This window comes from Pseudomonas sp. S3_G06, assembly GCF_054667565.1.
This window is the reverse complement of the sequence record NZ_CP162738.1, coordinates 1,084,101-1,097,812: the sequence shown is the minus strand read 5'-3', so window position 1 is coordinate 1,097,812 and position 13,712 is coordinate 1,084,101. Positions and strand designations below refer to the sequence as shown.

General features: G+C 61.4%; 14 protein-coding genes. 8 read left to right on the top strand and 6 right to left on the bottom strand.

The window, feature by feature from the left end; all coding sequences use genetic code 11:
* Nucleotides 1-74: 74 nt before the first annotated feature.
* On the bottom strand, nucleotides 75-731 hold the full coding sequence (locus tag AB4N47_RS05025; protein ID WP_341639385.1) for a thiopurine S-methyltransferase: 657 nt from the start codon (nucleotides 729-731) through the stop codon (nucleotides 75-77).
* A gap of 103 nt (nucleotides 732-834) precedes the next feature.
* Here AB4N47_RS05025 and AB4N47_RS05020 point away from each other — a divergent pair, with 103 nt between their 5' ends.
* Nucleotides 835-1,602, top strand: coding sequence for a DODA-type extradiol aromatic ring-opening family dioxygenase (locus AB4N47_RS05020; RefSeq protein ID WP_341639384.1), 768 nt, complete (start codon nucleotides 835-837; stop codon nucleotides 1,600-1,602).
* 115 nt (nucleotides 1,603-1,717) lie between these two features.
* Here AB4N47_RS05020 and AB4N47_RS05015 read toward each other — a convergent pair whose 3' ends face one another.
* On the bottom strand, nucleotides 1,718-3,391 hold the full coding sequence (locus AB4N47_RS05015) for a DEAD/DEAH box helicase (RefSeq protein WP_016770859.1): 1,674 nt from the start codon (nucleotides 3,389-3,391) through the stop codon (nucleotides 1,718-1,720).
* Nucleotides 3,392-3,810: 419 nt separating this feature from the next.
* Here AB4N47_RS05015 and AB4N47_RS05010 point away from each other — a divergent pair, with 419 nt between their 5' ends.
* Nucleotides 3,811-4,602 (top strand): crotonase/enoyl-CoA hydratase family protein, encoded by a 792-nt coding sequence (locus AB4N47_RS05010; RefSeq protein WP_073472434.1) that lies wholly within the window; start codon nucleotides 3,811-3,813, stop codon nucleotides 4,600-4,602.
* 116 nt (nucleotides 4,603-4,718) lie between these two features.
* On the opposite strand, the gene AB4N47_RS05005 is transcribed toward AB4N47_RS05010, so the two are convergent.
* A complete protein-coding gene (locus tag AB4N47_RS05005) occupies nucleotides 4,719-5,474 on the bottom strand; it encodes a spermidine synthase (RefSeq protein ID WP_341639383.1) in 756 nt (251 codons plus the stop codon).
* Nucleotides 5,475-5,625: 151 nt separating this feature from the next.
* On the opposite strand from AB4N47_RS05005, the gene AB4N47_RS05000 reads away from it, so the two are divergent.
* The gene (locus AB4N47_RS05000) at nucleotides 5,626-6,972 is read left to right on the top strand and encodes a class II 3-deoxy-7-phosphoheptulonate synthase (protein WP_038861070.1); all 1,347 of its coding nucleotides are present in this window, start codon (nucleotides 5,626-5,628) and stop codon (nucleotides 6,970-6,972) included.
* 98 nt (nucleotides 6,973-7,070) lie between these two features.
* On the opposite strand, the gene AB4N47_RS04995 is transcribed toward AB4N47_RS05000, so the two are convergent.
* Nucleotides 7,071-8,297 (bottom strand): winged helix-turn-helix domain-containing protein, encoded by a 1,227-nt coding sequence (locus AB4N47_RS04995; protein WP_341639382.1) that lies wholly within the window; start codon nucleotides 8,295-8,297, stop codon nucleotides 7,071-7,073.
* A gap of 64 nt (nucleotides 8,298-8,361) precedes the next feature.
* A complete protein-coding gene (locus AB4N47_RS04990) occupies nucleotides 8,362-8,583 on the bottom strand; it encodes a DUF1127 domain-containing protein (protein ID WP_016770864.1) in 222 nt (73 codons plus the stop codon).
* Nucleotides 8,584-8,680: 97 nt separating this feature from the next.
* Here AB4N47_RS04990 and AB4N47_RS04985 point away from each other — a divergent pair, with 97 nt between their 5' ends.
* Complete coding sequence (locus tag AB4N47_RS04985; protein ID WP_281923490.1) at nucleotides 8,681-9,535, top strand: LysR substrate-binding domain-containing protein; 855 nt, start codon at nucleotides 8,681-8,683, stop codon at nucleotides 9,533-9,535.
* Here the strand turns inward: AB4N47_RS04985 and AB4N47_RS04980 are convergent.
* Nucleotides 9,525-10,271: a sulfite exporter TauE/SafE family protein gene (locus AB4N47_RS04980; RefSeq protein WP_166554492.1), complete on the bottom strand. Its 747-nt coding sequence runs from the start codon at nucleotides 10,269-10,271 to the stop codon at nucleotides 9,525-9,527. The two genes, AB4N47_RS04985 and AB4N47_RS04980, sit on opposite strands and share 11 nt — an antisense overlap.
* 111 nt (nucleotides 10,272-10,382) lie before the next feature.
* Here AB4N47_RS04980 and AB4N47_RS04975 point away from each other — a divergent pair, with 111 nt between their 5' ends.
* The 4 genes from AB4N47_RS04975 (at nucleotide 10,383) to AB4N47_RS04960 (ending at nucleotide 13,677) form a co-directional block, all read left to right on the top strand.
* Complete coding sequence (locus AB4N47_RS04975; protein WP_341639381.1) at nucleotides 10,383-11,339, top strand: LysR family transcriptional regulator; 957 nt, start codon at nucleotides 10,383-10,385, stop codon at nucleotides 11,337-11,339.
* 75 nt (nucleotides 11,340-11,414) lie between these two features.
* Nucleotides 11,415-11,870: a MarR family winged helix-turn-helix transcriptional regulator gene (locus AB4N47_RS04970; protein WP_024013772.1), complete on the top strand. Its 456-nt coding sequence runs from the start codon at nucleotides 11,415-11,417 to the stop codon at nucleotides 11,868-11,870.
* A gap of 339 nt (nucleotides 11,871-12,209) precedes the next feature.
* A complete protein-coding gene (locus AB4N47_RS04965) occupies nucleotides 12,210-12,629 on the top strand; it encodes an organic hydroperoxide resistance protein (protein WP_007940002.1) in 420 nt (139 codons plus the stop codon).
* Between the two features lie 37 nt (nucleotides 12,630-12,666).
* Nucleotides 12,667-13,677: an alpha/beta hydrolase gene (locus tag AB4N47_RS04960; RefSeq protein ID WP_341639380.1), complete on the top strand. Its 1,011-nt coding sequence runs from the start codon at nucleotides 12,667-12,669 to the stop codon at nucleotides 13,675-13,677.
* Nucleotides 13,678-13,712 lie beyond the last annotated feature (35 nt).

Below are 13,712 nucleotides of genomic sequence, written 5' to 3'. Positions count from 1 at the left end.
GCTCCCACCTTTGGAATGCATCCCACTGTGGGAGCGAGCCTGCTCGCGAAGACGCCGGAGCTGCTGACAGAAAACTATCTGGAAGAAACCCGATGAACCCTCTCCATCAACCACTCAACCCCGCCCTGCTGAAACTTGGGGCTCTCAGCCAGAATATCTCGCTCTTCCAGTTTCTGCAGCTGCCAACCCTGGCCGAGCAACCGCTGCACCTCATCATCATTCACCGCAAACGGCGGCCCGGGAATCTGCGTCTGATCGTAATCCAGGGTAATCACCAGCCCTTTCATCTCCGGCGCCAGCAACTGCTGCAGATGCGCCGCGTAGCGCTGGCGCATCGCGTCCGGCAAGGCAATCAGCGCGGCGCGGTCATACAGCGCGGTGCAACCGGCAACATCCTCTGCCGTCAGCGCGAAAAAATCCCCGCACCACAGTTCGATGGCATCACTGCGATAAACCTTGAATGCGCCCTTCTCGCTGATCTGCGGCTGCAATTGATGATCGCTGAAAAACTCCTCGACAGCCTTTTCCGCTAGCTCCACTCCAAGCACCTGATGTCCCTGCCCGGCAAGCCAGAGCAGGTCCAGACTCTTGCCGCACAGCGGCACCAGCACGCGTGCCGACGGTGCAATCGCCAGCTCCGGCCAGTAGCGCTGCAAATACGGGTTGGCCTCGGACTGATGAAAGCCGATCTGGTTCGAATCCCATTTCTTGTACCAAAACTCAGGCTGCATGGCTCACTCCCGAAAAACCGATGAAAAACCGCAGAAACTTATATTGGATTCAGATCGATGATCTGACTGAAGATGGTTCATCTTAGCGCTCAGGAGCCCGTCCATGTTGCCCAGCCTGTTTATCTCCCACGGTTCACCGATGCTGGCGCTGGAGCCCGGTGCCAGCGGCCCGGCACTGGCGCGACTGGCCGCTGAACTGCCACGCCCCAAAGCCATCGTCATCGTCTCGGCGCACTGGGAAAGCCAGGAACTGCTGGTCAGCAGCCACCCGCATCCGGAAACCTGGCACGACTTCGGCGGTTTCCCCCGTGCGCTGTTTGAGGTTCAGTACCCGGCCCCGGGTAATCCGCAACTGGCCGCAGAGGTGGCTGAGCGGTTGAACACCAATGACCTGCCGGCGCGGCTCGATCCGCAACGACCGTTCGATCATGGTGTCTGGGTGCCGCTGTCGTTGATGTATCCGCAGGCCGACCTTCCGGTGGTGCAAGTCTCGTTGCCGAGTCGTGGCGGGCCGGCGTTGCAGACCCGGGTTGGCCGTGCGCTGGCGAGCCTGCGTGAGCAAGGCATTCTGTTGATCGGCTCCGGCAGCATCACCCACAACCTCCGCGAGCTGGACTGGCATGCCGGCCCGGAAAGCATTGAACCGTGGGCGCGGGATTTTCGTGACTGGATGATCGACAAGCTGGCGGCCGACGATGAAACGGCGCTGCATGATTATCGCCAGCAGGCGCCGAATGCCGTGCGCAGTCACCCCAGTGATGAGCATCTGTTGCCGTTGTATTTTGCTCGCGGTGCTGGCGGGGTTTTCAGCGTGGCGCATCAGGGTTTCACGATGGGGGCGCTGGGTATGGATATTTATCGCTTCGGCTGACGTCATCGCTGGCAAGCCAGCTCCCACAGGGGTTGTGTCGCCCGATGAACAGGCAAAAAAAATCCCCGAACCAGTCGGGGATTTTTTATGTTCGATCAATCAGCCCAAGGGCGGATCAATCTTCGCGGTAGCGACGCAGCTTCAGCTGCTTCCCAGCCACGCGAGTGTCCTTCAGCTTGGTCAGGAGTTTTTCCAGACCTTCTTCCGGCAGTTCGACGAGGCTGAAGCTGTCACGCACCTGGATGCGACCGATCGCTTCACGGGCCAGACCGCCTTCGTTGAGGATGGCGCCCAGCAGGTTTTTCGCAGCGATACCGTCACGCGCACCCAGCGCGGTACGGCAACGAGCACGGCCTTCGCCCAAAGGCATTGGCGCGCGACGCTCGCGGTCACCACGATCAGGACGATCACCGGAACGCTCAGGACGGTCGCCACGCGGTGCGTTGTTCGGCACCAGTGGACGTTCCTTCTCGATTGCGGCCAGGTTCAGCGCTTGACCGTTGGTAGCCTTGCGCAGCAGCGCAGCGGCCAGTGCACGCGGGGTGCAACCGATGTCGGCAGTCAGGCGATCAAGCAGTTCGCCGTGAGTCGATTCGGCATCAGCGACCAGCGGCGAAAGGCTGTTGGTCAGTTTCTTGATGCGTGCATCGAGAACGGCTTGAGCGTCTGGCAGGCGTACTTCGGCAACTTTCTGACCGGTTACGCGCTCGATCACTTGCAGCATGCGGCGCTCACGTGGAGTCACCAGCAGCAGTGCACGACCTTCGCGACCGGCACGGCCGGTACGGCCGATACGGTGCACGTAGGATTCCGGGTCGTACGGCATGTCAACGTTGAACACGTGAGTGATGCGCGGAACGTCCAGACCACGGGCAGCAACGTCGGTGGCAACAACGATGTCCAGACGACCATCCTTGAGCGAGTCGATCACGCGCTCACGCTGGTTCTGGGCGATATCACCGTTCAACGCGGCGGCTTTGTAGCCTTTGGCGTCGAGGGCGCTGGCCAGGTCCAGGGTCGCTTGCTTGGTGCGCACAAACATGATCAGCGCGTCGAAGTCTTCGACTTCCAGCAGGCTGAGTACGGCCGAGGTTTTCTGGTCAGCGTGAACCAACAGGTGAGCCTGTTCGATCGCGGTAACGGTCTGGGTCTTGGTCTGGATCTTGACGTGTTGCGGATCGCGCAGGTGGCGTTCGGCAATGGCGCGGATCGACTGCGGCAGGGTCGCCGAGAACAGCACGGTCTGGCGGGTCGATGGCAGAGCCTTGAAGATGACTTCCAGGTCATCCATGAAGCCCAGCTTCAACATTTCGTCAGCTTCGTCGAGAACCAGATGGTTCACGGTCGACAGGACTTTCTCGTCGCGACGCAGGTGGTCGCACAGACGACCCGGAGTAGCGACAACAATCTGTGCGCCATTACGGATTGCCTTGAGTTGCGGGCCCATCGGCGCGCCGCCGTAGACAGCCACGACGGTGACGCCTGGCATTTGCTTGGCGTAGGTTTCAAAAGCGGTTGCTACTTGCAGCGCCAACTCTCGGGTTGGCGCCAGGATCAGGGCTTGCGGTTCGCGCTTGGCAGGATCGATGCGGTGCAGAATAGGCAGTGCGAACGCGGCGGTTTTACCGGTACCGGTTTGCGCCTGGCCAATCATGTCCTGGCCGGCCATGATGATCGGGATCGATTGCTGCTGAATCGCCGAAGGCTCTTCGTAGCCAGTCGCTGCGACGGCTGCAAGAATATTCGGGTTGAGATTAAAAGCGGCGAATCCGCCGGTTTCCTGGGTCATGGGTCTGCCTCTAAGTGCATCCGCAAAGACCCATGCTCCAAAGCTGCGCATGCCGTGTTGAGACTCAAGAGTCGCCCTGGCAGCTTTGTCGGCGGGGATTTGCGAAAACGAATGAATGAAGATGAATCGTCAAGGAAGAGCCCGCAATGCGGACGTGCAGCCGAAGCTGACTTCGGGAAATGCGCTACCTAAACGCGGCCCGGTTAAAGGCCGGCGCGCACTATACCGGATTTCGCCCGAAAAGGGAGCTTTTTTTGTGGCCCTTATCCGTGTGTCACCGCCGTGTAACGGGGTTTTGCGGATAATCGCGCAACGGTCTATTTTGCAAAGGCCCGGCCCTGCGGGCGATGACGCTTAAACGGTTCACCGACCTGCGGCAAAGCGCCGCGCACCCGCCCTTCCCGCTTGAGGATTTAACCATGAATCAGCCCTGCGCCGGCCGCGTCAGCCGAGAACGTCGTGGTCATGTGCACTTGATCGGCCTCGATCGGGCGGCCAAGCGCAACGCTTTCGATATTGACCTGCTCAACGACCTGAGCCTGGCCTACGGCGAATTCGAAGCCGACCGCGAAGCGCGGGTCGCCGTGGTGTTCGGCCACGGCGAGCACTTCACCGCCGGGCTTGATCTGGTCAATGCCAGCGCCGCCCTGGCCGAAGGCTGGCAGGTTCCGAGCGGCGGCTGCGATCCCTGGGGCGTTTTCGTCGGCCCACGGGTGAGCAAACCGGTCATCGTCGCCGCGCAGGGTTACTGCCTGACCATCGGCATCGAGCTGATGCTGGCGGCAGACATCAACCTGTGCGCGAGCAACACTCGCTTCGCGCAGATGGAAGTACAGCGTGGGATCTTTCCGTTTGGCGGCGCGACTTTGCGTTTCCAGCAGATTGCCGGCTGGGGCAATGCGATGCGCTGGTTGCTCACTGGCGATGAATTTGATGCCCACGATGCGTTGCATCTGGGCTTGGTCCAGGAAGTGATGGCCAGCGAAGATTTGCTGCCCCGCGCGATCGAGCTGGCCGAACGGATTGCCCGGCAGGCACCGCTGGGCGTGCAGGCGACCTTGATGTCAGCGCGACAGGCGCGCTATGAGGGGGAGACAGCGGCGGCGCAGGCATTACCGGCGCTGGTGAAGAAGTTGCTCGCCACTGAGGATGCCCGGGAGGGGGTGCGGTCGTTGGTGGAGCGGAGGCCGGGGATCTTCAAAGGCATCTGATGAGTGCCCCCCTGTAGGAGCTGCCGAAGGCTGCGATCTTTTGATTTTGATCTTCAAAAAATCAAGATCAAAAGATCGCAGCCTTCGGCAGCTCCTACAGTTGACCGAGTCGCCACTCAGGTTGCGGGGCGAATCGCGTTGATCAACGAATGCAACGAATACCCCAGCTGCGGCGCCAGCGCTTCGGCCCGTTGGGTCAGCGCCTGCATGTCCAGCGCCTGATCGAGATCCGCCGGGACAATCAGAATCACGTTGCCCTCCTTCACCGGCAACTCCCAGTAATGCCGGTGATAGAGCCCGCGCAACAACGCCGCGCCCAGTGGCTTGCCATCGTCGGTGGCCCACTGGTTGATCACCAGCCAGCCGCCCGGATTCAGGCGCTTCTGACAATCGCCGAGAAAACTCCAGGCCAGATGCCCGACACCGGGACCGACATCGGTATAGAGGTCGACGAAAATCAGATCCGCCGGCTCGGCAGTCGGCAGCAATTCCAGCGCATCGCCGACGCGGATGTACAAACGCGGATCATCATCCAGACCGAGATATTCGATGGCCAGGCGCGGCACGTCCGGGCGCAGTTCGATGGCTTCGACGTCTTCCAGCGGCAGAAACTTCAGGCAAGCCTGGGTCAGCGTGCCCGCGCCCAAACCGAGAAACAGCGCACTCTCCGGCTGCTCGTGGCACAGCGCGCCGATCAGCATGGCGCGGGTGTAGTCGTACTCCAGCCAGCTCGGGTCGGCAGTGAACACGCAGCTCTGCTCGATCGCATCGCCGAACTCGAGAAAGCGGTAATCGGCCACTTCCAGCACGCGAATCACGCCGAACTCATCCTGTACTTCGGCGAGCAGATGCTCGACGCGCTCCTCAGTCATTTCGTCTCCTGATGGTCACCGGGCGCGGTGACGCGATGGCACCGCTGTGGCGCCGTGGCAAAGCGGCGATTGTCGGCGATGGGGCGGGAGCAGGTCACGCACTAATTGCTGCTAACATGGCGCTTCCCTGCGTATGAACTTCGAGACCGTGATGAGCCAACCGTGGAGCCCTGACAGCTGGCGCGCCCTGCCGATCCAGCAACAACCGCAATACCCCGACGCCGCGCACCTGCGCCAGGTCGAGCAGACCCTGGCCAGCTATCCGCCGCTGGTGTTCGCCGGCGAAGCGCGCGAGCTGCGCCGCCAGTTCGCCGAAGTCACCCAGGGTCGCGCGTTTCTGTTGCAGGGCGGCGATTGCGCGGAAAGCTTCGCCGAATTTTCCGCCGCGAAGATCCGCGACACCTTCAAAGTGTTGCTGCAAATGGCAATCGTCATGACCTTCGCCGCTGGCTGCCCGGTGGTCAAGGTCGGGCGCATGGCCGGCCAGTTCGCTAAACCGCGTTCGGCCAACGACGAAACCATCGGCGGCGTGACCCTGCCGGCCTACCGTGGCGACATCGTCAACGGCATCGGCTTCGACGAAAAGAGCCGCGTGCCGGATCCGGAACGTCTGCTGCAGTCCTACCATCAGTCCACGGCAACCCTGAACCTGTTGCGCGCTTTCGCTCAGGGCGGTTTTGCCGACCTGCATCAGGTGCACAAGTGGAACCTGGATTTCATCGCCAACTCGGCGCTGGCCGAGAAGTACAGCCACCTCGCCGACCGCATCGATGAAACCTTGGCGTTCATGCGCGCCTGTGGCATGGACAGCTCGCCGCAACTGCGCGAAACCAGTTTCTTCACTGCCCACGAAGCGCTGCTGCTGAATTACGAAGAAGCCTTCGTGCGCCGCGACAGCCTGACCAACGATTACTACGATTGCTCGGCGCACATGCTGTGGATCGGCGACCGCACCCGTCAGCTCGACGGCGCGCACGTTGAATTCCTGCGGGGGGTGAACAACCCGATCGGGGTCAAAGTCGGCCCGAGCATGAACCCTGATGACCTGATCCGCCTGATCGACGTGCTCAACCCGGACAACGATCCGGGCCGCTTGAACCTGATCGCACGGATGGGCGCGAACAAGGTCGGCGATCATCTGCCGGCACTGATCCGCGCGGTCCAGCGCGAAGGCAAGCAGGTGCTGTGGAGCTCCGACCCGATGCACGGCAACACCATCAAGGCCAGCAGCGGCTACAAGACCCGTGACTTCGCTCAGATCCTTGGCGAGGTGAAGCAGTTCTTCCAGGTGCACGAAGCGGAAGGCAGCTATGCCGGCGGCATCCATATCGAGATGACCGGACAGAATGTCACCGAGTGCATCGGCGGCGCCCGGCCGATTACCGAGGATGGCTTGTCCGATCGTTATCACACCCACTGTGATCCGCGGATGAATGCCGATCAGTCGCTGGAATTGGCGTTTTTGATTGCCGAGACTCTGAAGCAAGTCCGCCGCTAGACCGAGTCGCCATCTTCGCGAGCAAGCTCGCTCCCACACAGGACCTGTGGCCTACACAGAACCAATGTGGGAGCGAGCTTGCTCGCGAAGGGGCCAGCTCAGATACCCTCAACCTGCGCGAACGCGACTCTGAGCCGAGCCGCACTCTCGCGCTGACAATTCAACTGCACCCGCGCCAAACCCAGCCAACCCGCCATCCGCCGCAAATTCAGCGCCAGCGCCAGCATGCCCTCCTCGTCCAGCCCCGGTTCTTCCTCGTGCACCGCATGCACCGCCAACTGTCCTGCCGCCCGTTCGGCGCGCAGATCAACCCGCGCGGCGATCCGCTCGTTGTGCAAAAACGGCAGCACGTAATAGCCGTAAACCCGCTTAGGCTGCGGTGTGTAGATTTCCAGGCGATAGCGGAAATCAAACAGGCGCTCGGTGCGGCTGCGTTCCCAGATCAGCGAATCGAACGGCGATAGCAGCGCACTGGCGATGACCTTGCGCGGCACTTTGGGCTCCGGCAGGCAATAGGCGATCTGCCGCCAGTCGGCGACTTCACACATCTGCAATTGACCAGCTTCAACCAACTCAGCCAGACGCGGCCGAGCATCCGCAGGGCTCAGGCGAAAGTAATCACGCAGGTCTTTTTCCGTACCAACGCCCAATGCTTGCGCCGCATGCAACAGCAAACCGCGTTGCGCCTCGGCCTCGTCCGGCGTGGGCTGTTGCAGGATCGCAGCAGGAATCACCCGCTCGGGCAAATCGTACAAGCGCTCGAAACCGCGTCGCCCCGACACTGTGACCTCACCGGCGGCGAACAACCATTCCAGCGCATGTTTCTCAGCGCTCCAGTCCCACCATGGCCCGGCCTTGTCTTCGCGGGTCGACAGACTGCCGGCACCCAGCGCGCCCCGCTCCTCAACCGCAGTCAGCACGCGGCGAATGGTTTCCTGCTGTTCGCGACCAAACCTCGCCAATTGCTGATAGATGTCTTCGCCACGCTTGGCCCGTTGCATACGCCAGCCCAGCAACGGGTACATCGACAGCGGCAACAGCGACGCTTCATGGCCCCAGTATTCGAACAGCGTGCGCCGACGGCCCGAACTCCAGGCAGCCTGGTCGAGCAAGTCAGAGGGGTAGGAACCGAGACGGGAAAACAGCGGCAGGTAGTGCGAGCGCACCACGGCATTGACGGAATCGATTTGCAGCAGACCCAGCCGTTCGATCAGCCGGTTGAGATGACTGGCATTGACGGTCGGCGGCTGGCGCCCGTTGAACCCTTGGGCAGCCAGCGCCAGACGTCGCGCCTGTTTGAGGGAAAAGGACACTGTCGCGGGCATTTATTCCTCCATGTCTGCTCGCAACCTACCTCACCTGAAAGGGGTTTGTGTAGCGATAGCCTCATCATTTATGCATCGGGTCGTCCCAGAACGGCCGCACGGTTTCATGCTCGACATCGGCGCGGCTGATGCCGATGTCCTTCAGCGCCTCATCGCTCAGACCGGCGAGCATTTCCCGTTCACGATGCAGCTCATACCAGCGGCTGAATTTGTGCAGCAGATCGGACACGATATGGCCATGGCCGGACAGCTGTTCTTGGCTTGCATACTCTCTTTGACCTTTCATCGTCTTGCCTCCTTTTGTGGATGGCTCAAGTCTCGCGCCGGCGCTAAGATCAATCCAACGAATGTTTCTGATGGCATGCATCACGGAGATTCATCAATTGTCCGCCTACCCCAGTATCGATACCGATGTCCTGCGCACCTTCGTCGCGATTGCCGATCAGGGCGGTTTCACCCGTGCTGGCGAGATGGTCAACCGCACCCAGTCGGCGGTGAGCATGCAGATGAAACGCCTGGAAGAAGACGTGTTGCAGCGCCAGCTGTTCGAGCGCGATGGCCGTCAGGTGCGGCTGACAGCTGAAGGCCAGGTGCTGCTCGGTTACGCGCGGCGCATCCTCAAACTGCACAGTGAGGTGTTCAACACCCTGCGCGAGCCGCACATGGTCGGCACCGTGCGCATCGGCACGCCGGATGATTACGTGATGCGTTTTCTGCCGGGGATCCTGTCGCGGTTCGCGCAGTTCTATCCGCTGATCCAGATCGAAGTGCATTGCGAGTCGAGCAAGCAGTTGCTGCAACGCACCGATCTGGACTTGTCGATCGTCACCCGTGAGCCGGGCAACGAGATCGGCCAGTTGCTGCGCAAGGAGCGCTTTGTCTGGGCCGAGGCGCAGAACTTCAGCGCCCACGAACAGACGCCGCTGCCCCTGGCGATGTTCAACAGTGATTGTTTCTGCCGCCTGTGGGCGTGCAATGCGCTGGACGCGATGGGCCGCGATTACCGCATCGCCTACAACAGCAGCAGCCTGTCGGCGCTGATGGCGGTAGTCAGCGCGGGGCTGGCGATCACCGCGCAACTGGAGAGCCTGATCACCCCCGACATGCGCATCCTTGGCGCCGTCGAAGACCTGCCACTGTTGCCCGAGGCGAGCATCATGCTGATCCGCAACTTGAACAACCCGTCGCCGATCACCGAGTGCCTGGCCGAGCACATCGTCGAGGGCTTCAAACTTTAAACGCGAGCATCACCGCACACAGCACCAGAAAGCCGCAGAACAGCCCACGCAGGAGTTTTTCCGGCATGGCGTGGGCAACTTTCACGCCCCAACTGATGCTGAGCAGACCTCCGACCGCCAGAGGCAGGCCGATCATCCAGTCGACTTCGTGGTGCACGGCGTAGGTCACCAGGGTTACGCCAGTGCTCGGCAGGGCGAGCGCCAGCGACAAGCCCTGAGCAACCACTTGGCTGGTGCCGAACAGGCTGGTCAACACTGGCGTCGCCACCACCGCGCCGCCGACGCCGAACAAGCCGCCCATGGTCCCCGAGGCGGCGCCAAGCACGCCCAACCACGGCCACGAATAGCGCATCTCGGCAGTCGGCGCTGGTCGCGGACCGAACATCTTCAACAGGTTGTAGGCCGACAGCGCCACCAGAAAGGCGACAAATCCGATGCGCATGGTCTGCGCATCGATGCCCACCGCCCAGATCGAGCCGAGCCAGGCAAAGCAGAAACCCATCACCGCCAACGGCAGCGCATGGCGCAATTCGATGCGATTGCGCTGGTGATAACGCCACAGCGCCAGCATCACGTTCGGTACCACCATCACCAGCGCCGTGCCCTGGGCGATTTGCTGATCAAGCCCAAACCACACGCCAAGCAACGGAATCGCAATCAAGCCACCGCCAATGCCAAAGATCCCGCCCAATGTGCCCAGGGCGGCGCCGAACAGCAGGTACAACAGAAAATCCATCACAACGGTAATCCTCTAACGACAGGCGGCCAATGCTACGCACTCGCGCCTAGCGGGGAAACGCATAGCAACGCACAATGGCTGTGCCGATTTTGCACAAGCGTAACTTCCATGAATCCCAACCAATTGACCGATCAGCTCGGCCTGTTTATCGATGTGCTGGAGAGTGGCAGTTTTTCTGCCGCGTCGCGCCGCCATCCGCTGACACCATCCGCCGTGGCCCGGCGCATCGACAGCCTGGAAAGTGCCGTCGGCAGTCAGCTGTTCGTGCGCAGCACCCATGCCGTGCTGCCGACTTCGGCCGGCCTGGCCTTTGCCGAACGGGCGCGGCGGATCATCGCCGAGTTGCAACTGGCGCGTGCCGAAGCGGTGTCATTGAGCAGCGCACCGGAAGGTCTGATCCGCATCGATGCGCCAGCAGCTTTCGGGCGGCGGCATCTGGCGCCGGTGATTGCCGATTTTCTCCTGCTGTATCCGGGACTGGATGTGCAGATGCACCTGATCGACAGCTTCAGCGACATGGCCGGCAGCAGCCTGGGCAAGGTCGATCTGGTGCTGCGTACCGGCCAGTTGGCTGACTCGCGCCTGGTCGCCACGCCATTGGCGAGCATGGTCCGCGTCGCCTGCGCCAGCCCTGACTATCTCAAGCAGCGTGGCGTGCCCGAGCACCCGGCGCAGTTGAGTGAACACGACGGGCTCGACTGGGAGGGCCTTGCGCCGCCGTTTGCCTGGAAATTCGAAGTGGACGGGCAAATGCAATTGCACCGGCCATCGCGGGTGCGCCTGAGCGCCAACAATGCCGAAGCTCTGGCGTGTGGCGCGGCGGCGGGTCTGGGCGTCGCACACCTGCCGACCTGGCTGGCCAGCGAATACTTGCTGCGTGGCGAACTGGTGCCACTGTTCTGCGAAAACGGCCTGCCGCCGCCGGAGTCCACCGGTATTTACGCGCTGCGCATGGAACAGCAGGTCCATTCGCGCAGTCGGTTGTTGCTGGAATACCTGAAAACCCGCTTCAGCCCGGTGCCGCCGTGGGATCTGGCGCTGCAACGGCAATTCGCCCGGCACTGACGCCGGACATATTTATCTGGCGCCTTAAAGATTCGAGCGCTAGATTAAAAAACGATCAACGATCAAGGCTTTGACATGACTTGCGAACGCGACAACTGCGACGACCTTCTGCTCGACAATCAGGCGTGCTTCGCCCTGCACTCGACCTCGCTGATGATGACCAAGGTCTACAAGCCGCTGTTGCAGGCGCTGGGCCTGACCTATCCGCAGTATCTGGCGATGATGGTGTTGTGGGAGAAGGACGGTTTGACTGTCGGAGAAATCAGCGCACGCCTGCTGACCGATCCGGGATCGCTGACGCCATTGCTCAAGCGTCTGGAAGCCGAAGGCCTGCTCAGCCGCACCCGCAGTCGCGAAGATGAGCGGGTGGTGATTGTCGAACTGACCGCAGCGGGCCGCGCCTTGCGCGACAAAGCGCAGACCGTGCCGCAGTGCATTCTTGGCGCCAGCGGTTTCACCCTTGAACGTCTGCAGAAGTTGCAGGCCGAGCTGCAAGCGCTGCGCGGACATCTGCAAGACAGCCTGACCTGATCCTCATTTCCGAGCACAACACTGTCCCTGTGGGAGCGGGCTTGCCCGCGATGGCGACCTGTCAGCCGACATCATTTTGACTGACACTCCGTCTTCGCGGGCAAGCCCGCTCCCACAGTGATTTCAGCGCCAACAAAAATATTTTTCCCGCCTGCATTCCCTCGTCAAGCGCTCTAAATCAAGCCTTACCCGCCCCTTCCACGCTATGCCCTTGAGCAAACCGCGATTTTTATTAAAAATTTATCTTGCGCGCTAAACATTAGCGCTATACATTCTCTTCACACCTACTTAGCGCGCAAACAATTAGCGCGCAAAACCACAACCAATGAGGCTCACACCATGCAAACTCTCTATACCGCAATCGCAACTTCCACTGGCGGCCGTGACGGTCGTGCGATCTCCAGCGACAACGTACTCGACGTCAAACTGGCCACCCCGAAAGAACTCGGCGGTGCTGGCGGTGCGGCGACCAACCCTGAGCAACTGTTCGCTGCCGGTTACTCGGCCTGCTTCATCGGCGCACTGAAATTCGTCGCCAGCCAGACCAAGCGCAAGATTCCTGACGACGCGTCAATCACCGCCCATGTCGGCATCGGTCAAATCCCTGGCGGTTTCGGTCTGGACATTGATTTGCACATCAGCCTGCCGGGCCTGGAACAAGCCGATGCGCAGTCGCTGGTCGACGCCGCTCACCAGGTCTGCCCGTACTCCAACGCCACCCGTGGCAACGTCGATGTCCGTCTGCACGTGACTGTGTAATCACTCAAGCCCCCGGCCCGAACAAGGAAAAATGAACATGAACACTTTCAGCAAAGTCTTGACCGGTACCCTTCTCGCCCTGTCGGTACACAGCGCTTTCGCCGGTGATGTCGAACACAACACCCAGGCATTCCTCGATGCGCTGAATTCTGGCAGCGGCAAGCCGATCGAGCAGCTGTCGCCCAAGGATGCCCGCGCCGTGCTGGTCGGCGCGCAGTCCGGGGTCAAGTTGACGTTGCCCAAGGCCGATGTCAGCGAGAAGACCATCCAGGTCGATGGTCAATCGCTGAGCCTGACCATCGTCCGGCCGGCCGGGGTCAAGGGTGAGCTGCCGGTGTTCATGTTCTTCCACGGCGGCGGCTGGGTGCTGGGGGACTTCCCGACTCACGAACGTCTGGTGCGCGATCTGGTGGTCGGTTCGGGGGCGGCGGCGGTGTTCGTCAATTACACCCCTTCGCCGGAAGCGCATTACCCGGTGGCGATCAACCAGGCCTACGCTGCGACCAAATGGGTGGCGGAACACGGTAAAGAGATCAATGTCGACGGCAAGCGCCTAGCCGTGGCCGGCAACAGCGTCGGTGGCAACATGGCCGCAGTGGTTGCGCTGATGGCCAAGGACAAGGGCACCCCGGCGATCAAATTCCAGGTGCTGCTGTGGCCGGTGACCGATGCCAACTTCGACACCGGTTCGTACAACCAGTACGCCGAAGGGCACTTCCTCACCCGCAACATGATGAAGTGGTTCTGGGACAACTACACCACCGACGCCAAACAGCGCAACGAGATCTACGCTTCACCGCTGCGCGCCACCACCGCACAGCTCAAAGGCCTGCCGCCAGCACTGGTGCAGACGGCCAGCGCCGACGTGCTGCGTGACGAAGGCGAAGCTTACGCACGCAAACTCGACGAGGCCGGAGTACCGGTAACGTCGGTGCGCTACAACGGCATGATCCACGATTACGGTTTGCTCAACGTGGTCAGCCAGGTACCGGCGGTGCGCTCGGCGATGTTGCAGGCGTCTGAAGAACTGAAGCAACACTTGAAGTAACCACCGTCCCATTGTGGGAGCGAGCCTGCTCGCGA